This is a genomic window from Cupriavidus sp. LA-1 (assembly GCF_055385985.1).
Genome location: NZ_AP031388.1, coordinates 2,225,531 through 2,247,407, shown reverse-complemented (window position 1 = coordinate 2,247,407; position 21,877 = coordinate 2,225,531). Strand labels below are relative to the sequence as shown.

Genomic DNA, 21,877 nt, shown 5'->3' with positions numbered 1-21,877 from the left:
CCTCCGCCGCGTAACCCGCGGCCCCCATCCCTCCCTTCCTTCTCGGCGCCGGCATGTCATCGGCGCTGCATTGTCTCGCTGGTTTCCCGCCCTTGCGCCGCGCAGCCTTCACTTGCGCCGGCCAATAGTGCTCTACACCGCACCAAAAATCCAATTTGTCTCGTTTTTTTGTCGATTACATTCCGTAAATCAAAACTTTCTATTGACCAACGGGAGTCTTCCGCCTACATTTCCCCCAACAAGCAATTTTCCGGAACGCCCTGTTCCACTTTATAAGACCCTCATCAGGAGACAAACGCCATGCGCGACCTCGATACCACCTCGCATCCCGCCGTTTCCGGTGGCTCGGCCGCCGCGAAGGAAAGCCAGGTTCCGGCCGGCCCGCAGACCATGACCCCGTCGGAAGCCTTCGTTGAAACGCTGGCCGCCAACGGCGTGACCGACATGTTCGGCATCATGGGCTCGGCCTTCATGGATGCGATGGACATCTTCGCGCCGGCGGGCATCCGCCTGATCCCGGTGGTGCACGAACAAGGCGCCGGCCACATGGCCGACGGCTACGCCCGCGTGTCGGGCCGCCATGGCGTGGTGATCGGCCAGAACGGCCCCGGCATTTCCAACTGCGTGACCTCGATCGCCGCTGCCTACTGGGCCCACAGCCCGGTGGTGATCGTCACGCCCGAGGCCGGCACCATGGGCATCGGCCTGGGCGGCTTCCAGGAAGCCAACCAGCTGCCGATGTTCCAGGAGTTCACCAAGTACCAGGGCCACGTCACCAACCCGGCGCGCATGGCCGAATACACCGCGCGCTGCTTCGACCGCGCCATGTCGGAAATGGGCCCGACCCAGCTGAACATCCCGCGCGACCACTTCTACGGCAAGATCACCGCCGAGATCCCGCAGCCGCGCCGCCTCGACCGCGGCCCCGGCGGCGACGACAGCCTGAACGAAGCCGCCGAGCTGCTGGCCAACGCCAAGTTCCCGGTGATCATTTCGGGCGGCGGCGTGGTGATGGCCGATGCGATCGAGGAATGCAAGGCACTGGCCGAGCGCCTGGGCGCGCCGGTGGTCAACAGCTACCTGCACAACGATTCGTTCCCCGCCAGCCACCCGCTGTGGTGCGGCCCGCTGGGCTACCAGGGTTCGAAGGCCGCGATGAAGCTGATCTCGCGCGCCGACGTGGTGATCGCGCTGGGCTCGCGCCTGGGGCCGTTCGGCACGCTGCCGCAGCACGGCATGGACTACTGGCCGAAGAACGCCAAGATCATCCAGATCGACGCCGACCACAAGATGCTGGGCCTGGTGAAGAAGATCTCGGTGGGCATCTGCGGCGACGCCAAGGCCGCCGCCGTCGCGCTGACCCAGCGCCTGGCCGGCCGCACGCTGGCCTGCGACGCCAGCCGCGACGCCCGCGCCACCGACATCGCCAATGAAAAGGCCGCATGGGAGAAGGAGCTGGACGACTGGACCCATGAGCGCGACCCGTACAGCCTGGACATGATCGAAGAACAGAAGCAGGAACGCACGCCCACCGGCGGCCAGTACCTGCATCCGCGCCAGGTGCTGCGCGAGCTGGAAAAGGCCATGCCGGCGGATGTGATGGTGTCCACCGACATCGGCAACATCAACTCGGTCGCCAACAGCTACCTGCGCTTCGACAAGCCGCGCAGCTTCTTCGCGGCGATGAGCTGGGGCAACTGCGGCTACGCCTTCCCGACCATCATCGGCGCCAAGGTGGCGGCACCGCACCGCCCGGCCGTGTCGTACGCCGGTGACGGCGCCTGGGGCATGAGCCTGATGGAAACCATGACCTGCGTGCGCCACAACATCCCGGTGACCGCGGTGGTGTTCCACAACCGCCAGTGGGGCGCCGAGAAGAAGAACCAGGTGGACTTCTACAACCGCCGCTTCGTCGCGGGCGAGCTCGACAACCAGAGCTTCGCCGAGATCGCCAAGGCCATGGGCGCCGAAGGCATCGTGGTGGACCGCCTGGAAGACGTGGGCCCGGCACTCAAGCGCGCCATCGACCTGCAGATGAACCACGGCAAGACCACCATCATCGAGATCATGTGCACCCGTGAACTGGGCGACCCGTTCCGCCGCGATGCGCTGGCCAAGCCGGTGCGTTACCTGGACAAGTACAAGGACTACGTCTGATCGGCGCATTGCATCCCGCTAGTGCATCTCGCTAGCTGGTGGTGTGCTCCCTCTCCCGCTTGCGGGAGAGGGGAGAACCCCAAGGGCATAGCGCAAGTCGCTGGCCCTTTTTGTCGTTTTACACAGACCTTCCCGCCATGAAAGCCATCCTCCGCATCATCGACCGCGCCCGCGCCGCGCCCCGCCGCATCGTGCTGTGCGAGGCCGAAGACCCGCGCATCCTGCAGGCCGCGCAACGTGCCACGCAGGAAGGCATCGCGCGCATCGTGCTGGTCGGCAACACGCGCCAGATCAACGCCGCCGCAGCCATCCACGGCATCGCGCTGGACGGCATGACGCTGGCCGACCCGGCCACCTCCGCGCTCACGCCTTCGTTCGCGCAGCAGCTCTTTGCGCTGCGCCAGAAGAAAGGCATGACGCTGGATGAAGCGAAGCGCGCGGTGCTCGATCCGCTGTGCTTCGCCAACCTGATGGTGCGGCTGGGCCATGCCGACGGCTCGGTGGCGGGCGCGGCCCACACCACTGCCGACGTGGTGCGCAACGCGATCCAGCTGATCGGGCTGGCGCCCGGTTTCCGGCTGGTGTCGAGCTTCTTCCTGATGATGCTGTGCGAGCCCTTCCACACGCTCAAGGGCGGGCTGATCTTCTCCGACTGCGGGCTGGTGGTGGATCCGGATGCCGAAGCGCTCTCCGACATCGCCATGGCCGCGGCCGACAGCGCCCGCAAGTTGCTGATGGAAGAGCCGCGCGTGGCCATGCTGTCGTTCTCGACCAGCGGCAGCGCGCACCACGCGGCGGTGGACAAGGTCGTGGCTGCCACCGAGCGCGTGCGCGCGCAGCGCCCGGACCTGGCCATCGACGGCGACGTGCAGCTCGACGCCGCCATCGTCGCCGAGATCGCCGCGCGCAAGGTCGCGCATTCGCAGGTGAACGGGCACGCCAACGTGCTGGTGTTTCCCAGTCTGGAGGCCGGCAATATCGGCTACAAGCTGGCCGAGCGGGTCGGTGGCGCCAAGGCCATCGGGCCGATGCTGCAGGGGCTGAGCAAGCCCGCCAATGACCTGTCGCGCGGCTGCAGCGCCGACGATGTGTTCCATGTCATCGCCGTCACCGTGGTCCAGGCGCAAGCCACCGCGGAACAGGCCTGCAAGAGCGAGCAGGCGGCATGAAAGCAGAATTGTTGTTGCCGCTGCTGGGCCTGCAGGCCCTGCTCGGCGCCGGCACCTATTTCCAGACGGTGACCGGCTTTGGCCTTGGCATGATCGTGATGGGCGCCACCAGCGGACTCGGCTTGGCGCCGGTGGCCACCGTGGCCGCGGTGGTCAGCCTGGTCACGCTGGCCAACAGCGCCTGCGCGCTGCCCGGCAAGATGCAGCATATCGACTGGCGCGCGGTCGGCGCGGCGGCCATCGGCATCCTGCCATCGGTGGTGGTGGGTGTGCTGGTGCTGGAATACCTGAGCAGCAGCGCGGCCACCCTGCTGCAGTTGCTGCTTGGCGCCGTGATCCTGTACGGCGGCCTCAGCGCCGCGCTCAAGCCCGCGCCGCTGGCGCAGCGCTCGGGCGACCGCAGCTTCTTCATGAGCGGGGTGTTCGGCGGCTTGCTGAGCGGCATGTTCGGCGTCTCCGGCCCGCCGCTGATCTTCCAGTTCTACCGGCAGCCGATGAAGCCGGTGGAAATCCGCTGTGCGCTGATCCTGGTCTTTACCGTGACCTCGAGCGTGCGCACGCTGTTCTCGGCCTGGCAGGGGCAGCTCGACACCGCCGTGTGCGTGCAGGCCGCCATTGCCGTGCCGGTGGTGGTGATCGCCACGCTGCTGGGCCGGCGCTTCCCGCCGCCGTTCTCGCCGACCACGACGCGCCGGGTGGCGTTCGGGGTGCTGATCGGGATCGGGGCCAGCCTGATGCTGCCGGCGATTTCGGCGTGGGTACACTGAGGGCGCGCGGCGCGCCCTTATGACCGGGCCCGGCCTCACGCGGCAGTGCCTGCCGGCTGTACCAGCGGCGCGGTCTCTTCCTTTTCCTCGCCGCCGCCCGCCTGCCCCAGGTCCATGCCGGTGGTCTCGGGCAGCAGCACCGCGGCGACCACCACCATCGCGTAGCCGACTCCCGCCACGATGGCGATCGCGCTCGGCAGCGAAGTGTGTCCCGTGCTCAGCCACCCCACTGACAGCGGGAACAGCGAGCCGATTACCCGGCCGGCGTTATACGACACGCCATATCCCGTCGCGCGGATATCGTTCGGATAAGACTCCGAGATGGTCGCGCCGATGCCCGCGAACACCCCCTGCATCAGGATGCCCAGCGGGAATCCCAGGAACAGCATCGATGTATTCGACACCGGGATCACCATATAGACCAGCGCCGCCAGGAATGCTCCGGCCGCGAAGGCGATGTAGGTCAGGCGCCGGCCCCAGCGGTCGGTGGCGTAGGCGCCCGCCACATAGCCGATCAGTGAGCCGATGATGGTGACCGCCAGGTAAGAGCTGGTGCCGAACACCGACAGGCCGCGCTCGGTCTTGAGGAAGGTCGGCAGCCACGTGGCGATGGCGTAGTACGCGCCCAACATGCCGCCGGAGAGCAGGCTGCACAGCAAGGTCTTGGACAGCAGCGGCCCGCGGAACAACCGGCCGAGGCCTGCCAGCGCCGTCCCCTGCGTGCCGGCCGCGCGGCTCTTCAGGAAAATCTCCGGCTCCTCCAGGTTACGGCGCAGGTAGATCACCACCAGCGCCGGCAGGATGCCGAGGAAGAAGCAGACGCGCCATGCCGTCTCCGCCGGCAACACGCTGAAGGCGAGCGCGTACACGATCGCCGCCGCGCCCCAGCCGAAGGAATAGCTGCTGGCGGTAAAGCCCGAGTATTTGCCGCGATGGGCCGGGTTGCGGATCATCTCCGTCACCAGCACCATGCACAGCGACGACTCCCCGCCAAACCCCAGGCCCTGGATCATGCGGAACAGCATCAGCTGCTCCGGCGACTGCGCCAGCCCGCACAGGAAGCAGGCCGCCGCGAACACCACGATGGTCCAGCGCAGCACCCGCACGCGCCCGTAGCGGTCGGCCAGGATGCCGGCCCCGATCGCACCCACCAGCGACGACACCAGGGTCCAGGTGACGATGGCGCCCGCCGTCGACTTGCTCATGCCCCACTGCCCGAGCAGCGTGGAAATGAGAAACGAATAGATCATGAAGTCGAAGACATCGACCGCATGCCCAAGGAACGCGCCATAAAACCCCTTGCGCTCCATGCGCGACAAATCACGGAACCAGTCGAACATGATCCCTCCCTGTGGTGTGTGTGTTGTGGTGGCTTAGTTGTTGTGGTCCGCCGGCAAGACAGACGGCCGCGGCGGAGGCCGGAAGGCATAGCCCGCGTCTTCCAGCAGGCTGACAAAGCGCAGCGCGGTGAGATCCCGGTAGCGGCCGGCGACGATCTGCACGCCGACCGGCAGGCCGCTCGTGCCCGGCCCGATCGGCGCGACCGCCGAAGGCAGCCCGCACAGCCCGGAATGGCCGGCCCAGAACAATTGCGTGGTCATCGGCTGCGCGCGGCCGTTGACGGTGAGGCTGCGCTGCCAGGGCTCGCCCTCTTCGTCCAACGCGAAGGCGGTGGTGGCCGCGGCGGGACACAGCAGCACGTCATAGTCGGAGAAGAAGCGGCGCCAGGCCATGGCAAAGCGTTCGCGGGCAACCTGCAGGCGCAGCCAGTCGCGATGACTCAGGGTCGCGCCGGTGTACTGAAGGGTGGCATAGGAATGGCCATCCGCGGCGGCGGTGGCGCTGCGGGCCAGCGCATCGGCATAGGCGGCGTCGTCCATATGCACCGCGGTGGTCGCGCGCAGCAGCGTCACGTAGACGTGCCACAGTTCGGCGGCATCGAAGTCCGGCCGCACATGCCAGCCCACGCGCGCGCCCTGCCGGGCCAGCCAGTGGCCCAGTTGTTCGATCTGCGCGGCGACCTCGCCGTCGGCTTCGGCCTGCGCATGGGTGGGCAACACGGCCACGCGGAATTCCTCCAGCCGCTGGTGCGGGCAGTCTGGCAGGTCGAGGCGGTATGGCAGCGCGTCGTCGCCGTGCGGGCCGGCGATGGCGCGCAGCACCGGTTCCAGGTCGCGCGCGCTGCGTGCCAGGGGACCGGCAACATTGATGTCCTGTTCGCCGAAGCGGGCCGGACCCACGCCGTGGCCCGCCAGCGGCACCAGGCCATGGCTGGGCTTGAGCGAGAAGATGCCGCAATAGTGGGCCGGATTGCGCAGCGAGGAGCCGATATCGGATCCCACATCGAAATACGACAGGCCCGCACACACCGCCGCCGCGCTGCCGCCGGACGAGCCGCCCGGCGTGCGCGACGGATCGTGCGGATTGCGGGTGGTGCCGTAGATGGCGTTGTAGCTCTGCCAGTCGCGCAGGCCGAGCGGGACATTGGTCTTGCCGAGCAGGACGGCGCCGGCATCGCGCAGGCGCTGCACCACCACGGCGTCGCGCTGGGCCGCGCGGCCTTGCATGGCCGGATTGCCGCAAGTGGTCGGCCAGCCAGCGACGTCGAACGATTCCTTGACCGAGAACGGCACGCCATCGAGCATGCCGCGCGCTTGCCCGGCCCGGCGGCGCCGGTCGCTTTCCTGCGCGGCGGCGCGGGCGGCATCGAAATCCGACAGCACCAGCGCATTGATGATGCCGTGCCAGTCGCGCCAGGCGGCCTCGCAGCCATCCACCAGTTCCACCGCTGAGACTGCGCCGGCGGCGAGCCGCTGTGCCGCCTCCCATAACGGCGGATAAGCGCCGGGAGTCCGGTCGGACAGGTTCACATCGACTCCTTGTCGTTATCCGTGCCGGCGGCGGCGCGGTGGGGGCGTACAGGACAGGCTTCGGGAGGTATTGCGATTGTGTTGGTATACTATATTCCGTATTGCGTGGAGCGCAAGGGAAAGTACCGCGAGCGGGCACGTAGCAGCACGCGGCGGAGAAATGGGTAGAGCGCGGGGGCGGGTCGGCAGGCAGAACGCCCGCCAGGAGGCAGCGGCGGCGCGATGACGCCGCCGGGTCAGTCAGGCTGGATCAGCAATGGCCGCGGCGTGGGGTGCGGCCGCCCAGCGCCAGGAAGAAGCGGCCGATATCGCGCAGGCGCAGCGGCAGCAGCGGCGTGGCATGGCGGACGGCATCGCGCGCGGCATAGTGGTGCAGCAGTTGCTGGCCGATGGGTTGCGAGAGATAGCGTTGCTCAGGCGACTGCATGGTACGTCCCTATGGATCTGGAATGCCTACAGTATACCTAAATTGGTGCAATGCGTCATGACGGCGCATGCAATGCCCAATTGCCGGGCATGCAACGAAAGACTGACGACCGGGAGAAAAAGACCGGGGCCGATGCCCTCAGGCCGCCTCCGCCCTGCCCTGCCCGTCCACCGGCAAGTCCGCTGCCTTGGCGGCACTGTAGACATGGCGGGCGGCCAGCAAGGCGGCAAGATCGGCATCCCCGGCAATGACCGCCTGCAGGATCTGGGCGTGCTCATCCCAGTTCTGGCGTGCGCGCACTACGTTGGCAGGCCCGAACAGGACTGCGGTGCGCTCGCGCAGCGAACGCATCATTTCCTGCAGCACGCTGTTGGCGGCAATGGTGCCCAGCACTTCATGGAAGCGGCTATTGAGGGCAAGCAGTTCATCCGCGCGGCCCTGCGCGGCGGCATCCATGCCCTGGCGCAGCACGGCTTCCAGCTCCGCAACCAGCGCCGGGTCGCGGCGCTGCGCGGCGAGCTTGGCATTGAGTCCTTCCAGCGTCGCGCGCACCTCGACCATCTCGCGCGCGATCACCGGCGACAGGCTCGCCACCGACGCGCCGCGGCGCGGCTCGATCAGCACCAGCCCTTCGCTGGCCAGCGCGCGCAGCGCCTCGCGCACCGGGATGCGCGACACGCCCAGCTCGGCCGACAGCTTGTTCTCCACCAGACGCTCGCCCGGGGCGTACTTGCCGTTCAGGATGCCTTCGCGCAGCTTGTCGGTAACAAGGGCGAATAGCGGCGAGTGGCTGGCACCGAGGCTCAGTGGCTCGGCGGGCGCGGCAGGAGACGGAGTGATGGACATGGGTCGGCAGAAGCGTAAGCGGGAAGGCTGGCGTCATTGTATACCAGCCACCCACTGTATACCGTCATGTCTTAACAATGGTGCTGGAAGGTGAAGCTGTCCGCGTAGATGTGCTCCGCACTGGCCCCGCACGCCAGGAAAGCGGCACGGGCGTCACGGATCATGTTGGGCGAGCCGCACAAATAGATGGCGTGCTCGCCGAGGTCGCCAAGGTCGGCCAGCGCCGCGTCGTGCACGTGGCCGCGCCTGCCCTGCCAGCCATCCCCGGCACGGGACAGCACCGGCACATACTGAAAGTCGTACAGCCGTTCGCCCCAGGCGGGGATATCGGCGTGCAGGTACAGGTCTTCCGGCTGCCGCATGCCCCAGTAGAGCGACACCGGCGGGCAGTCGGGATCATCCATCAGCGACTCCAGGATCGCCTTGATCGGCGCCAGCCCGGTGCCGGTGGCCACCATCAGCAGCGGCCGGTAATCGCGGGCGCGGTAGAAGAAGCTGCCGAGCGGCAGTTCGACGTCAACGGCGTCGCCCGCTTTCATCCGCGGCAGGATGCCGTCGGTGAAGGCGCCGCCCGGAATACGCCGCACGTGCAGGTCGACCCGTCCGTCGCGCGGCACCGAGGCCATCGAGAAGCTGCGCGCGCGCCCGTCCTCGCTCATCAACTTGAGGTACTGGCCTGGGCGATAGTCGAGCGCGCCCGCGTCCGGCACCTCCAGTTCGATGTGCAGGACGTCGGCTGAAAACGGGCGCACGGCCCGCACCAGCGCCCGATAGCGTGCTGGCTCGGCGCATGCCTCGTCCGCGCGCGCGGTGCTGATGACCAGGTCCCCCAGCGGCTGCGCCTGGCAGGCCAGCGCAAAGCCGGCGGCGGCCTCGTCCGGGGCCAGGCCGAACGGTTCCTCGTCATACCGCACCTGCCCGTCGAGCAGGCGGATGCGGCAGGTGCCGCATCCGCCCAGCTGGCAATCGTGCGGCAAGGCGATGCTGGCGCGCCCGGCGGCCTGCAGCAGGGTTTCGCCGCGTTCAACGAAAAAGACCTGCTGGGTCTCGGCGATCTGGATGCGGTACGACATGGAACCTCCGCGAGAGTCGTGCTGACTCGGACTTACTTCTTGATATCGGCCTGCACCAGCACCTTCAGGTCCTGCGGCGCCAGCAGTTCGGCCAGCGCCTGCAGCGCGGCCAGCCCGGCCTGCGTGTCCTGCTCGCCGTTGCCGCCCGACAGGCCGATGCCGCCGATGACCTCGTCGTTGACCACGATCGGGAAGCCGCCCACGAACGCGGCGAACTTGCCCTCGAAGCTCCACTGGATGCCGAAGGCCTCATTGCCCGGCAGCGCCGGCCCGTTGGGCGGGGTGGTGAACAGGTGCGTGGAGCGCTTGTGGCCGGCGGCCGTGAACGCCTTGTTCCACGCGATCTGCGGCCCGGTGATGCGGGCGCCGTCCATGCGCTCCAGCGCGAGCGGATAGCCGCCCTCGTCGACCACGCAGATCGATTCCAGCACGCCGATTTCCCCGGAGCGGCGGATCGCGGCGGCAACCATATGGCGCGCTTCGCGCAGTTCCAGCTTGATGGCTTTTTTCATGTTTCAGTGACTCCTTGCAACGGCCGGGCTCAGGCGCCGCGGTAGACCGTCTTGACCTGCGTGTAGAACTCCAGCCCGGTGCGCCCCGACTCGCGGAAGGTCGAGGTGCTCGAGCGCTTGATCCCGCCGAACGGCGCGTTGACCAGGTTGCCGGTGGTGGTGCGGTTGACCTTGACCGTGCCCGCCTCGATGTCCGTGGCGAAGTGGTGGATGTAGCGCGGGTTGCTGGTGACGATGGCCGCGGCCAGGCCGTATTCGGTATCGTTGGCCTTGGCGATGGCGTCGGCGTAGTCGGTAAAGCCCAGGATGGCGATCACCGGCCCGAAGATCTCCTCGCGCGCGATCCGCATCTGCCCGGTCACGTCGGTGAACACCGTCGGCGCCACGTAGAAGCCCTTGTCGAAGTCGCCGCCGGTCAGGCGCGCGCCGCCGCACAGCAGCGTCGCCTCGGACTTGCCGATATCGATATAGCGCAGCACCGTTTCCAGTTGCTTGTGCGAGGCCAGCGGCCCAAGGTCCATCCCGGCGGTCATGCCGCTGCCGACCCTGAGCGTCGCCACCTTCGCCAGCAGCCGTTCGGTGTATGCCGCCTTGACCGCCTCCGCCACCAGCACGCGGCTGGTGCCGGTGCAAGCCTGCCCTGACAGCGAGAAGCCGCCCTTGATGGTCAGGTCGACGGCGCGATCGAGGTCGGCGTCTTCCATCACGATCAGCGGGTTCTTGCCGCCCAGCTCCATCTGCGTGCGCGTGGTCAGCGGCACGGCGCGGTGGATCTGCTCGCCGGCGCGCGACGAGCCGGTGAATGAAATCGCCCGCACGGCCGGCGCCTCGGTGATGGCCGCGCCGATTTCCGCCGCGCTGCCGGTGATGAAGTTCAGCACGCCCTTGGGCAGGCCGGCCTTGACCAGCGCCTCGGCCAGCCGGTAGCCCGACAGCGGCGCCTCGGACGAGGGCTTGAACACCACCGTATTGCCGGTCACCAGCGCCGGGGCGATCTTGCGGGCCGGGATCGATACCGGGAAATTCCACGGCGCGATCACCGTCACCACGCCCAGCGGCTCGCGCTGGCTGTAGACGAGCTGGTCGGGGTCGTCGTTCGGGTACACCTCGCCGGTAAAGGTCTGCCCTTCCACCGCATAGAAGCGCAGCGTCTGGGCCGAGCGCAGCACTTCGTCGCGGGCCAGCGCCAGCGCCTTGCCTTCCTCGCGGGTCAGCTCGGCGGCAATGCTGTCGGCGTTGGCCTCGAGATGGTCGGCGGCGCGGTTGAGGATGGCGGCGCGCTTGCCCACCGGGGTCTTCTTCCAGCCGGCGAACGCAGCCGCCGCGGCGGCGACGGCCGCCTGCGCGTCGACCGCGGCAGACGCCTGGAAGCGGCCCACGATATCGGCCGTATCGGCCGGGTTGATGTTGTCGAAGGTGTGGCCCGACTGGCAGGCCGTCCATTCGCCGTCGATATGGTTGAGGAATGCGGTCATCGTCGATCCGGTAGCGGAGGCGGCTCAGGCGGCCATGTCGAGTTCGGGCAGCGGCAGTTCTTGCTCGACGTAGTCGTGATAGAGCGCCGTCGTGTACAGCAGCCGCATCTGCGCGCCGATCTCGCAGATCTTCAGGCAGCGCTGCTGCAGTTCCGGCGTATTGGCGTGCTCCAGCACGATCTGGTAGCCGCGCTCGCCGTGGATCTCGTCCGAGACGATATGCAGGTCGAAGAACTCGACTTCCTCGTCGGTGAACTGGTACTTGTCGCGCAGCGTCGGGGTCTGCTTGCGGTAGATCGACGGCACCTGCGACTCCAGCCCGACCACCAGGCCGGCCACGGCCACGATCGGGTCTTCACGCATGGCCACGGCGTAGCACCAGCTCTGCAGGCCGCGGGTGGTGGGCGACATATTGTCCGGGTCGATCACGCGCTCGCGGGTGGTGCCGCAGGCTTCGGCAAAGCGGATCAGCAGATCGGTATGGCGGTCGCCGCCGATCTCTTCCTCATACATGTTGGCCAGCAGGAAATCCTTGGCTTCGGTATAGCGGTCCGGCGTGCGGGCGTAGATGTAGCCCAGGTAGTCCGCGAAGGGGCCGACGTAGTGATAGTGGTTCTCGGCCCAGCGTGCCAGATGCGCGCGGGTCAGCTTGCCGCTGGCCCAGGCCACGCTGAACGGCGCCTTGTTGGCGCTCTTGCCTTTGATGGCTTCTTCGAGGGCGGCGCGGAATGCTTCACGGTTCATCAGTTCGGCCATGGCGGAGGCTCCTGGTTGGCGATGTGGGGCAATTGAGTGGGTTGGATGCCGGGGGCGCTTCGCGAATCGATCGCCCCTTGCATGACGGTATACTATATACAGTCAACGAATGACGACAAGGGCTTCGTTGACTAATCACGCTGGTGTTTACCCGGAACGGGCCGGGGCGATGGGGCTCAGGCCGCGCGGCGGTCCGCCGCGCCAGTGATGCGGGACCACGCGAAGCCCGCCAGCGCCACGTCTTCCAGCCCTACGCCGACCGACTTGTAGATCACGATGTCGTCGTCCCGCTGGCGCGGCGACACCTTGCCCAGGACCACCTCGCCCAGTTCAACGATCTTCTCGCGGGGAAGGGCCTGCGGATCGGCCAGCACGATATCGCCGGCCTCGCGCACGGATTGCGGGCGCCACTCGACCACCACGGCGGCGGCGCGGCGCAGCGCGGTGTCGTCCAGTTCCCGTGTATGCGGCAGGCTGGAGCCGATGGCGGCAACGAAGGCGCCAGGCCGGATCGATGCGCCCGCGAACAGCGGCGCGGTCGCGCGCGACGCGGTGACCACGATATCGGCCTCGGACACGGCTGCATCGGGCTCTGCCACCGTGACCGGGATGCCGCACAGCACCGACAGCCGCGCCGGCATGCCGGCATCGGCGTGCGGATCGGACACCAGGATGCGCGCCAGCCCGAGCGTCTCAGTGAGCTGGCGCGCGTGCTGCACGCCCTGCGTGCCGGCGCCGAACAGCGCCAGCGTGCGCGCCCCGGGCCGGGCCAGCCGCTGCGCCGCGAGCGTGGTGCAGGCGGCCGTGCGCAGGCGCGTGATGGCGCCGGCGTCGAACGAGGCCAGCGGCCGGCCGTCTTCGGTCGAGAAGATCAGGATGACAAAGGAGAACTGGCCGTTGATGGTGGTGTAGACCTTCGCGCCCGCCACGCCCTGCTGCGGCAGCACCGCACCCAGCGTGGACAGCTTGACGCCGCCCGCCTCGGTACGGATGCGCTCCTGCATCGCGGCGTCGCCGCGCCCGAAGCTGGAAAACGCGGCTTCCATGACTTGCCGGGCATCCTCCGGGCTGACGTGGGCATCGATCATCGCGTCTGTGATGTGCTGCATGGGAACTCCGCTGATTGGGTTGGCAGGGAAAGACAGGAATACGAAGAGGGCAACCGGGCGCAGGAAGCGTCAGGCAAACGCCGCTCGCCCGAGCACCCCAAGCGCCCCGGCTGCGCACAGTCCCAGCAGCAGGCGGCGCACCGTGCCGGGCGAGACGTGCCCACGCAGGCGGTTCGACAGCGCAAAGCCGGCCAGCAGGAACGGCGCGAGCGCCGCCGCCAGCACCAGCTGCGGCAAGCCGAAGCGCCCCGCCAGCGCGAGCATGGCCAGCGACAGCACCGCGCCGCCGGACAGGATGGTGCCCATGGTCGCGCGCATCGGCGCCGGCGCCATGTGCTGCATGACCAGCGCAAACGGCGGCGCGCCGGCCGAGGTGATCGTGCCCATGAAGCCCGACAGCGTGCCGGCGATCGCCACGTTGGGCGACGTCGGCAGCAGGCGCCAGCCCAGCAGGCTCAGCGCTACCGCAGCCAGGATCGATACCGAGAACAGCACCGCCAGCGGCCCCGGCGCCAGCCATGCCATCGTCAGCACCGCCACCGCCCCGCCCAGCGCGCGCCCGACCAGGGCGAAGCCCGCGATACGCCACGCGATCGCCTCGCGCTCGCGCAGCGCGCCCATCAGGGACAGACAACAGCCCATCGCCAGCAGCGGCCCCGGCACGAGGTCCGGGAAGAAGATCGCCCCCAGCGGCGCCGACAGCATCGCAAAACCGATCCCACCGACGCCTTGCAGGCAGGCGCCCGCGAGGACGAGCGCCCCCATCCACAGATAGGCGGAGAGGGACAGGCCGGCGGGGAGCAGGGAGAACAAGGTGGCGGGCAAGGCAGAGGTCATGGCGGCGTGATCGGGACAGCGGGCAGGAAAGGCGCATGACGCGCGAGGAAGGTAGCGGCCCCGGACGGGCACGCCTCCTGCTCATCTTGCTCGCACTACGCACGTGAACCACAGAATAACGGTATACAGTCTACATATATAAGTGAAGCCGGGCAAACCATTCATCGGCGCCGCACCATGACGAGGCGACTCGGTCGCCCCCGAAGCCCAATAAATGTGCGGAATTCGACGACTTGCACCGTTCTGTTCTAAGCGTAAGTCCGGATGAAAAACCTGTTGTCACGCAATATCTCTGGAATATAGTATACCGAAACGGATTCCGAAGCCGACAGGAACCCGGGCCCACAACCCTCCGCCCCCAGGGAGTCTTCATGTCACAACAAGTCGTGATCGGTGCCGCGCACTGGATCTATCTGTCAGGGGTAGCAGTCATCGTGCTGACGATGATCCTGCGCGCCAATGTTGTCGTACCGTCGATCGTCGGCACCGCCCTGGTCGTCTTTGCGCTGACCGGCAGCCCGGTTTCGGCGCTTGGCGGGGTGTTTTCCGCGAGCCTGGTCGCCGCCAAGGAACTGTTCAATATCTTCCTGGTGATCGCGTTCATGACGGCGCTGCTGAATGCGCTCAAGACGCTGCGCTCCGACATCCGCATGGTCGAGCCCTTCCGCATGGTGATGAAGAACGGGCATTCCGCGTTCTTTATCCTGGCGGGCATCACCTACGTCATTTCGCTGTTCTTCTGGCCGACGCCGGCGGTGCCGCTGGTCTCCGCGATCCTGCTGCCGGCCGCCATCGCGGCGGGGCTGCCGCCGCTGGCGGGCGCGATGGCCATCGCCATCGCCGGCCAGGGCATGGCGCTGTCGTCGGACTATGTGATCGGCGTGGCGCCAGGCATCAGTGCCAAGGCGGCCGGCGCGGCGGTAAGCGCCGCGGTGGTGGCAGACCGTGCGCTGGCCTTGTCGATCATCACCGGCGGCATTGCGCTGTGCCTGGCGTACCTGTCGATGCGCAAGCACATCGTTCCCGCCTGCGGCACCCTGCTCGACCGCTGGCAGGCACGCGCCGGCGGCGGCGCCGAGCCGGTCGACGGCAGCGGCACCTTCGACAAGGCCGAGATCGCCAGGGGCACCGCCCACGCCGAGCCGCTGGCCACCGACAGCAATATCGAGGCAAGCCTGGCGATGGTGGCCCGGCGCCGGGTGAAGTGGTCCAAATGCTTCGCGATCGTGACGCCCGTCGCCTTCCTCGCCGTCGTCGCCGTCATGGTGCTGCCCAAGCTCGGCACCGGGGTGCAGGACCTCAAGGGTGGCGATGCGGCCGCACTGGTCGGTGGCGTCGCGGCGGTGCTGATGATGCTGGCGACGCTGGCCGCGGAAGGCCCGCGCCGCATGCTCGACGTCTGCCCTGAGCACATCACCGACGGCTTTGTCTTCGCCTTCAAGGCGATGGGCTCGGTGCTGCCGATCGCGGGCTTCTTCTTCGTCGGCGCCGGCGAAACCGCCGCGCAGATCCTGGGCCTGCCGCCGGGCAAGGCACCGAGCCTGCTGTTCGAGCTGATCCAGGCCTACCAGCACATGATTCCGGACAACCACGTGCTGGTCGCCTTCGGGGTGCTGCTGGTCGGCATGATCACCGGCATCGACGGCTCAGGTTTCGCAGGCCTGCCGCTGACCGGAACGCTGGCCGGGGCGCTCGGCCCGGTGGTCGGCTTCGACCCCGCCACGCTGGCCGCGGTGGGCCAGATGGGCGCGGTCTGGACCGGCGGCGGCACGCTGGTGGCGTGGTCGTCGCTGATCGCGGTGGCCGGCTTCGCCCGCGTGCCGGTGCTGGAAGCGGTGCGCGCGCTGCTGATCCCGGTGCTGATCGGGCTGGCCTGCTCCACCGTGGCCGCCATGGTGTTGTGGTCGTAGCCGGCCACAACGCTAGTGTCCCATCGATTCCTTTTCCGAGCTTTCATGACGCCGGGCGGCCAGCCCGGCAGGAACCGCGCCATGCCGACAGTCATTTTCCACAAGCAGGGCCAGACCTTCGTCGACGAGGTCAAACCCCAGACCAACCTGGTCGTCCGCGCCGGGATCCGCCAGTTCCCCTACCCCAACCTGCGCTACGAGTGCGGCATGGGCAAGTGCTCCAGGTGCGCCTGCCGCGTGATCGCCGGCGCCGAACACCTGCCGCCGCCGAACTGGAAGGAGAAGAAGCAACTCGGCGAGCGGCTCGAGCAAGGCTACCGGCTGGCCTGCCAGCTCTGGATCGAACATGACATCGAACTGGCCCAGGACGACCTGCCCGCCCAGGCACCTGCCACCGTGGCCACGGCCAGCGCGGATGCCTGACATGTTCGTCCTTCTCACCAGCCGCCCCGGCCAGTTCCGCACCGAGCCCACGGCGGGCGTGACCGCAGTGGAAGCGTACGACTACGTCTTCTACGGCAAGCGCACCGCACGCTTCGTCATCGCCGAACTGGCCGCCGACACCAAGGTGCGGGTGCTGGAAGAAGCCCCGCCCGGCATCGTCAACCTGGTGTCGACCAAGTTCCTCGACAAGTACGCCACGCTGGAAGCCGCCCGCGCCGCGCTGCGCGAGCTGGCCAGCTTCGGCAGCATGGACATCGCCCTGGTGCCGACTCCGGTCGCCGTTGGCGGCTGCTCCTGACTACTAACGCCTGCCCCTCAGGCAATCCTCGCCATGATCCAGATCACCTTCGTCACCAACCACGGCAAGACCGTCAGCGCGCCGGTCAACAGCAACCTGCTGCGCGTGTCGCTGCGCGAGCAGGGCGGCATCCCTTTCAAGTGCGGCGGCGGCCTGTGCGGCACCTGCAAATGCCGCATCGAACAGGGCCACGAGCATACGGACGCGGTCAAGCCGAAGGAAAAGAAGCTGCTGACGGAGGAGGAACTGGCGACGGGGTTCCGGCTGGCCTGCCAGACTTTTATCGAAGGGGACATCGCGGTGTCGTGGCAGCCCAGGGAGACGGTGCGGGGGTGATTCCGAGGACGAGCAGCCGCTGGAGATGATTGCAGCGGCCGCGACGCGCATTGAACCTACGGCTCCAATCCGAGCAACGGCAGGAACTCCGCGCGAAACGCCTGCATCCGTGGATGTACCCGTCGTGGATCCCTGCCGTCTCCAGCGACTGCCAGGCGATCGCCAAAGGCCATGTGGTCAAGCAGCAGATGGAAGACACGCTCGTCCCCAAGTATCGTGACGAGCTGCTTCGTCACCGCTTCGGCCCCGAGAGCCAACGCAGCCGCATCACGTGCCAGCAAGGCCGCTGCGGCGATATCGATATCGAAGTCGTATCTCTCCAGCAGGTCGGCTTCCTGTCCGAACAGTCGGTCCTGGTTGCCCGCCGATTCATAACTGCAGAGCAGGGTCAGCAGATCGGTAGCGTCGCGCCGGTCGTCGCCATGGCGGTCATGCCACGCAAGGAGCTTGAGCATTGCCAGCCCCGGCAGCGATGCAAACGGAATGACCAGGCCGTCGTCGACGACAATGCGGATCGCCGCGTCAAAGGCTTGCCGGAACCCAGCAACATTCATCACCGTGTCCAGGGCCGGCGGCCACGCTATGCTGGCAGCCGGATTCTCGATGTCGCCGAAGGGAATCACGTCCAGGACCATCACGCGGTCCCCATCGCGGTGATAGGTCAGCTTGTGCGGGTTCTTGCTGACCGGCCTGAACCGGCCCGTAGCGACCAATTGCCGGCCCAGGGCTTCATGTTCCGTCCAGTCGGCGATGCAGATGCCGATGTCGATATCGTGCGTGCGCCGGGCCGGCCGATTGCCAAAGACATTCTCCAGGATGACCTGCCTGGCCGTCGCGCCGCCAACGAAGTAGCGGATGCCAAGTTGTCTGGCGACTGCGTCCAGGTCGCCAAGCAAGGATTTGCTGTCAGCCTCGATCGGCCGTATCGCCGGGAGTACATGGACGATGGGCAAGGAGTGTCTCTCTTATCTGCCGCGCAGCCTCGACGTTGCGCGATTCTCCGGTATCCAGCAGGTCCGCATACACCAGGATGGGATGCGCAACATCCGGTGTGAAAGTCGTGTCAGTCCTGGATGAAGCGGGCCAGAAGCGCTGCACGACCTCGACTTCGCCATCGGGGTCCGCTTTCAGCCTTGCTTCGAGGAGTAGTTCGCGAGGAGTTACCGAGCCCGCGTACAGCGTGATGCGCTCAGCCCGCAGATTATGAGCGAGCTTCTCTGCGGCCGCCTCTCCGCCCAGGACGGCATCGTGCCGGGCCAGGTCGATCGCATGCCACCAGTCGAGCCGTGTCGCGGCAAAGCGCCGCGATGGCAGCTTAGGCCTGAGCCGCAGCGGATACAGCGTCGCCCATTCGTCCAGCACCCGATCCCAGTCACTGAAGCAGCGCTTGCCATGGGGGCCGACTGCCAGCAGGCCACGATTCAGCAAGTCGTCCAGCGCAAGGTTGACCGTGCTCAGCGCAACACCCGCCGCGCTGGCGATCGTCCGGTAAGGCGCGGCCAGCAGTTCCGGACGGGTCATCAAGGCATACAGGACTTCAAGTTGCTTCGGGCTGCCTGTGCGCGCACGCTGCTTCGGCATGCCCTGCTCAGGCAGTCGCCGCCCCACGACATACAGGAGCGCATCCGGCAAGGCCAGCGACACGTTTCCCGCAGTATCGAGAAAGGCAATATCGTTGCTGCGCAGGCGGTCCGCCATTTCAGGCGACACGTGAGATGTCACCAGCAGCAGCTTTCGCCCCGCGCGATGCTGCAGCTCGGCGACGTGGGCGATGGCTGAAAAGCGATCCACGGAGCGCTTGACCGCAACGGGCAGCGTGAAGATCCGGCCCTGCCCCAGGTCAAAGCGCATTGCCCCGCCCAAGCGGGGGCCAGGCGCGGCAGGCTCCGTGGACTGGGGGACGGCGTGCATGGCCGTGGCCTCGTGGAACGCCCGGGCCGCCGCGTCGAGCAACCCGTCGTCAGCAACCGATGTCCTATGGTCCACTTTATGTCCGATATTTTGAAGGCGTACGCGTAACGCGTACATATTCAATTAATCATACATCACCGGACCAATCCGTACGAATTCCATCGGATGTACGCGGAACGCGTACAAGTCAGAAGATGGGACAGGTCGCACTACCGCCGCCGCGCCCCCACCAGCCCCGCCACCTCATCCAGCATCGCCATATCCACCGGCTGCGACAAATCCAGCGCCAGCGTGTGCCGGTAGTAAGGGCTCAGGTCCAGCCCGACCCCCAGCCCCAGCACCTCCACATCCCGCAGCGCCTCATGCCGTGCCACCACGGCCTTCAGGTGGTTGTCCAGGTAGCAGGCGTCGTTGGCCTGCCCGGTCGCGGTATCCATGGGGCTGCCGTCGGACACCACCACCAGGATGCGGCGTGCCTTGCCGCTGGCGTGCAGGCGCGCGCAGGCCCAGTCCACGGCCTCGCCGTCGACGCCTTCGCGGAACAGGTCGGCCTTGAGCAAGGCGGCGATGTCGGTACGCGCGCGCCGCCAGCTGCGCTGCGCGTCCTTGAACACCATATGGCAGGTTTCGTTGAGCCGGCCGGGGTGTTGCGGACGGCCGCGCGCGAGCCAGTCGGCACGCGCGCGGCCGCCGTTCCAGGCGTTGGTGGTGAAACCCAGCACCTCGGTGGCCACGCCGGCCTGGTCGAGCGCGCGCGTGAGCATGTCGATGAGCAGCGCGAGCGGCTCGGCCTGCGCCTTCATCGAGCCGGAGCAGTCGATCAGGAAGCCGACCACGCAGTCGGCATGGGCCTTGTGCGCTTCCAGCCGGAAGAGCCGGCGCTCGGCGGGGGAGCTGACCAGTTGCGCCAGACGGCGGCCGTCGATGCGGCCGCTTTCCTCGCCGAAGGACCAGCCGTCCACGCGCGGCTGCGACAGCGCGGCGCGCAGCCGGCGCGCCAGCCGGGCGATGTTCACGCCCGCGCGTGCGATGCGTGCGTCGAGCCGCGTGCGGTACTCGTCCAGCAAGGCGCGGCGCACGAGCGTGGCGGCTTGCACTTCGCGGTCGTAGCGGGTGGTGAAGATGCGGTAGCCGCCGGTGGCGTCGGCCAGCACGCGGCTGTGGCCGCTGTCGGCCAGGGCAAACTCCTCCGCCGGCGGTTCGTCGAAGTCCAGCCATAGCGCAAACCCGGCGCGCGCGGCCGAGGCCGCGTTGTCGTCGTCTTCGCCGGCAAGCGGGGCTTCCGTACGGATCATCCGCGCCACCGCGCGGGCCAGCGCCAGCGTGTGCGTGGCGTAGGCGGCCTGGTCGTGGCGCTGGGCGCGCAGGCCGGCCAGCGAGGGGCCCAGCACCGGCACGATGGCGGCGCGAGTGGCCTCGATCAGGTCTTCAGTCTCTTCCAGCACGGGCTCGCCGGTCAGGCGCGACCACGCCACCTGTGCCACGGTGTACAGCAGGATGCCGAGATGCCCCTCGGTCAGTCCGGAACGATGGAAGTCCCGCGACCACGCCATGAAGCGGTGGCGCAGGTTGGCCGCCACGCCGGCCATGCCGCGCGGCAGGCGGGTCTCGCAACGCAGTTGCTCCAGCAGTTCGAAGAGCAGGCGCTCGACCGGATCGGCCGGGCATAGCTGCCGGTGCAGCGCGGCGTCCGAATGCGCCTGGCGCAGCGCTGCACCATCGGCCGCACCGCGCAGGCAGGTGGCCGTGTCGGTCTCCAGATCCGTGCGCAGGTGCGGCGCGTGCTGCGGCACCGGGCGCATCGCGCGCCAGAGCTGGCCGTCGCGGAAATGCAGCGCCGCATCGCCGGTGATCGCGCGCACCGCGGCGCCGGACAGTTCATCCTGCCGCTGGCGCTTGCGCAACTGCTGCGCGACCGTGGGCGCACTCATCGCGCGGGCTCCGACTCGGCGCTGACGCCGGCGGCCTCGCCCGGCAGGTGGCCAAAGCAGCGCTGGAAGTACTCCGCCACCACGGGCCGCTCGGCTTCGTCGCACTTGTTCAGGAAGGTCAGGCGGAACGCGAGCGCTGGATCGCGGAAAATCTGGCAGTTCTCGGCCCAGCTGATCACCGTGCGCGGCGACATCAGCGCCGACACATCGCCGGCGGCGAACCCGCGGCGCGTGAGCCCGGCCAGCGCCACCATCGCGTCGACCAGCGCGCGCCCGGCGTCGTTATCCAGCTCCGGCACGCGCGCCAGCACGATGCCGGCTTCCTCGTCATGCGGCAGGTAGTCCAGCGTGGCCACCACGTTCCAGCGGTCGATCTGCGCGTGGTTGAGCAACTGCGTGCCGTGGTAAAGGCCGTTGACGTTGCCCAGGCCCACGGTATTGGAAGTGGCAAACAGGCGGAAAGACGGATGCGGGCGGATCACGCGGTTCTGGTCGAGCAGGGTGAACTTGCCGTCGCGCTCCAGGATGCGCTGGATCACGAACATCACATCGGGGCGGCCCGCGTCGTATTCATCGAAGATCAGCGCCACCGGGCGCTGCAGCGCCCACGGCACGATGCCTTCCTGGAACTCGGTGACCTGGCGCCCGTCGCGCACCACGATGGCGTCCTTGCCGACCAGGTCCAGCCGGCTGATATGCCCGTCCAGGTTGACGCGCACGCAGGGCCAGTTCAGCCGCGCGGCCACCTGTTCGATATGGGTCGACTTGCCGCTGCCGTGCAGGCCCTGCACCATCACGCGCCGGTCGCGCATGAAGCCGGACAGGATCGCCAGCGTCACCTCGGGCTGGAAGCGATAGGCCGGATCGATCTCCGGCACGTGGTCGTCGCGCTGGCTGAAGGCCGGCACCATCAGGCCGGAATCGATGCCGAACACGCTGCGCACCGGGATCATCCGGTCCGGCTTGCCAAACTGCTCTTGCGTCACCTCATGCTCCTTGTTACTTGTCGCCATGCCATCGGCACCGCGGCAGGCGGAGCAATCCGCGTG

The 21,877-nt window shown here is 67.8% G+C and carries 21 protein-coding genes; 7 read left to right on the top strand and 14 right to left on the bottom strand.

What is annotated here, in order from left to right:
- The first annotated feature begins 390 nt into the window (after positions 1–390).
- The 3 genes from xsc (at position 391) to ACZ5MJ_RS29305 (ending at position 4,093) form a co-directional block, all read left to right on the top strand.
- The gene (gene xsc, locus ACZ5MJ_RS29315) at positions 391–2,157 is read left to right on the top strand and encodes a sulfoacetaldehyde acetyltransferase (RefSeq protein WP_464226640.1); all 1,767 of its coding nucleotides are present in this window, start codon (positions 391–393) and stop codon (positions 2,155–2,157) included.
- Positions 2,158–2,294: 137 nt separating this feature from the next.
- Positions 2,295–3,326 carry a phosphate acetyltransferase gene (gene pta, locus ACZ5MJ_RS29310; RefSeq protein ID WP_464224497.1) on the top strand — a complete coding sequence of 344 codons (1,032 nt, stop codon included), beginning with the start codon at positions 2,295–2,297 and terminating at the stop codon, positions 3,324–3,326.
- Positions 3,323–4,093, top strand: a complete 771-nt coding sequence (locus ACZ5MJ_RS29305) for a TSUP family transporter (protein WP_464224495.1) — start codon at positions 3,323–3,325, stop codon at positions 4,091–4,093. The genes pta and ACZ5MJ_RS29305 overlap by 4 nt, the downstream gene beginning before the upstream one ends.
- A 35-nt stretch (positions 4,094–4,128) precedes the next feature.
- Here the strand turns inward: ACZ5MJ_RS29305 and ACZ5MJ_RS29300 are convergent, their stop codons facing one another.
- From ACZ5MJ_RS29300 to ACZ5MJ_RS29255, 10 genes are all read right to left on the bottom strand, one after another.
- Positions 4,129–5,433, bottom strand: coding sequence for an MFS transporter (locus ACZ5MJ_RS29300; protein WP_464224493.1), 1,305 nt, complete (start codon positions 5,431–5,433; stop codon positions 4,129–4,131).
- A gap of 33 nt (positions 5,434–5,466) precedes the next feature.
- Positions 5,467–6,963, bottom strand: coding sequence for an amidase (locus ACZ5MJ_RS29295; protein WP_464224491.1), 1,497 nt, complete (start codon positions 6,961–6,963; stop codon positions 5,467–5,469).
- 250 nt (positions 6,964–7,213) lie between these two features.
- The gene (locus tag ACZ5MJ_RS29290) at positions 7,214–7,390 is read right to left on the bottom strand and encodes a hypothetical protein (RefSeq protein ID WP_464224489.1); all 177 of its coding nucleotides are present in this window, start codon (positions 7,388–7,390) and stop codon (positions 7,214–7,216) included.
- Positions 7,391–7,528: 138 nt separating this feature from the next.
- Positions 7,529–8,236 (bottom strand): GntR family transcriptional regulator, encoded by a 708-nt coding sequence (locus ACZ5MJ_RS29285; RefSeq protein WP_464224487.1) that lies wholly within the window; start codon positions 8,234–8,236, stop codon positions 7,529–7,531.
- Positions 8,237–8,307: 71 nt separating this feature from the next.
- Complete coding sequence (locus ACZ5MJ_RS29280) at positions 8,308–9,309, bottom strand: 2Fe-2S iron-sulfur cluster-binding protein (protein ID WP_464224484.1); 1,002 nt, start codon at positions 9,307–9,309, stop codon at positions 8,308–8,310.
- A 32-nt stretch (positions 9,310–9,341) separates the two neighbouring features.
- On the bottom strand, positions 9,342–9,821 hold the full coding sequence (locus ACZ5MJ_RS29275) for a GlcG/HbpS family heme-binding protein (RefSeq protein WP_464224482.1): 480 nt from the start codon (positions 9,819–9,821) through the stop codon (positions 9,342–9,344).
- Between the two features lie 29 nt (positions 9,822–9,850).
- Positions 9,851–11,296, bottom strand: coding sequence for an aldehyde dehydrogenase family protein (locus tag ACZ5MJ_RS29270; protein ID WP_464224480.1), 1,446 nt, complete (start codon positions 11,294–11,296; stop codon positions 9,851–9,853).
- Positions 11,297–11,320: 24 nt separating this feature from the next.
- Positions 11,321–12,052 (bottom strand): TenA family transcriptional regulator, encoded by a 732-nt coding sequence (locus ACZ5MJ_RS29265; protein ID WP_464224477.1) that lies wholly within the window; start codon positions 12,050–12,052, stop codon positions 11,321–11,323.
- Between the two features lie 176 nt (positions 12,053–12,228).
- On the bottom strand, positions 12,229–13,161 hold the full coding sequence (locus ACZ5MJ_RS29260) for an ornithine cyclodeaminase family protein (protein WP_464224475.1): 933 nt from the start codon (positions 13,159–13,161) through the stop codon (positions 12,229–12,231).
- Positions 13,162–13,230: 69 nt separating this feature from the next.
- Positions 13,231–13,926, bottom strand: a complete 696-nt coding sequence (locus ACZ5MJ_RS29255; RefSeq protein WP_464226638.1) for a sulfite exporter TauE/SafE family protein — start codon at positions 13,924–13,926, stop codon at positions 13,231–13,233.
- A gap of 443 nt (positions 13,927–14,369) precedes the next feature.
- On the opposite strand from ACZ5MJ_RS29255, the gene ACZ5MJ_RS29250 reads away from it, so the two are divergent.
- From ACZ5MJ_RS29250 to ACZ5MJ_RS29235, 4 genes are all read left to right on the top strand, one after another.
- On the top strand, positions 14,370–15,908 hold the full coding sequence (locus ACZ5MJ_RS29250) for a hypothetical protein (protein WP_464224473.1): 1,539 nt from the start codon (positions 14,370–14,372) through the stop codon (positions 15,906–15,908).
- Between the two features lie 81 nt (positions 15,909–15,989).
- Entirely contained in the window at positions 15,990–16,331 is a 342-nt protein-coding gene (locus ACZ5MJ_RS29245; protein ID WP_464224471.1) for a 2Fe-2S iron-sulfur cluster-binding protein, read from the top strand.
- A 1-nt stretch (position 16,332) separates the two neighbouring features.
- Positions 16,333–16,650: a ferredoxin gene (locus ACZ5MJ_RS29240; RefSeq protein ID WP_464224470.1), complete on the top strand. Its 318-nt coding sequence runs from the start codon at positions 16,333–16,335 to the stop codon at positions 16,648–16,650.
- 33 nt (positions 16,651–16,683) lie between these two features.
- On the top strand, positions 16,684–16,986 hold the full coding sequence (locus tag ACZ5MJ_RS29235) for a 2Fe-2S iron-sulfur cluster-binding protein (RefSeq protein WP_464224468.1): 303 nt from the start codon (positions 16,684–16,686) through the stop codon (positions 16,984–16,986).
- A gap of 56 nt (positions 16,987–17,042) precedes the next feature.
- Here the strand turns inward: ACZ5MJ_RS29235 and ACZ5MJ_RS29230 are convergent, their stop codons facing one another.
- The 4 genes from ACZ5MJ_RS29230 to ACZ5MJ_RS29215 form a co-directional block, all read right to left on the bottom strand.
- Positions 17,043–17,939 carry a nucleotidyl transferase AbiEii/AbiGii toxin family protein gene (locus tag ACZ5MJ_RS29230; RefSeq protein WP_464224466.1) on the bottom strand — a complete coding sequence of 299 codons (897 nt, stop codon included), beginning with the start codon at positions 17,937–17,939 and terminating at the stop codon, positions 17,043–17,045.
- Entirely contained in the window at positions 17,893–18,837 is a 945-nt protein-coding gene (locus tag ACZ5MJ_RS29225; protein WP_464224465.1) for a type IV toxin-antitoxin system AbiEi family antitoxin, read from the bottom strand. The genes ACZ5MJ_RS29230 and ACZ5MJ_RS29225 overlap by 47 nt, the downstream gene beginning before the upstream one ends.
- Before the next feature lie 269 nt (positions 18,838–19,106).
- Entirely contained in the window at positions 19,107–20,828 is a 1,722-nt protein-coding gene (locus ACZ5MJ_RS29220; RefSeq protein WP_464224463.1) for a cobaltochelatase CobT-related protein, read from the bottom strand.
- On the bottom strand, positions 20,825–21,841 hold the full coding sequence (locus tag ACZ5MJ_RS29215; RefSeq protein ID WP_464224461.1) for an AAA family ATPase: 1,017 nt from the start codon (positions 21,839–21,841) through the stop codon (positions 20,825–20,827). Before ACZ5MJ_RS29215 ends, ACZ5MJ_RS29220 begins: the two co-directional genes overlap by 4 nt.
- Positions 21,842–21,877 lie beyond the last annotated feature (36 nt).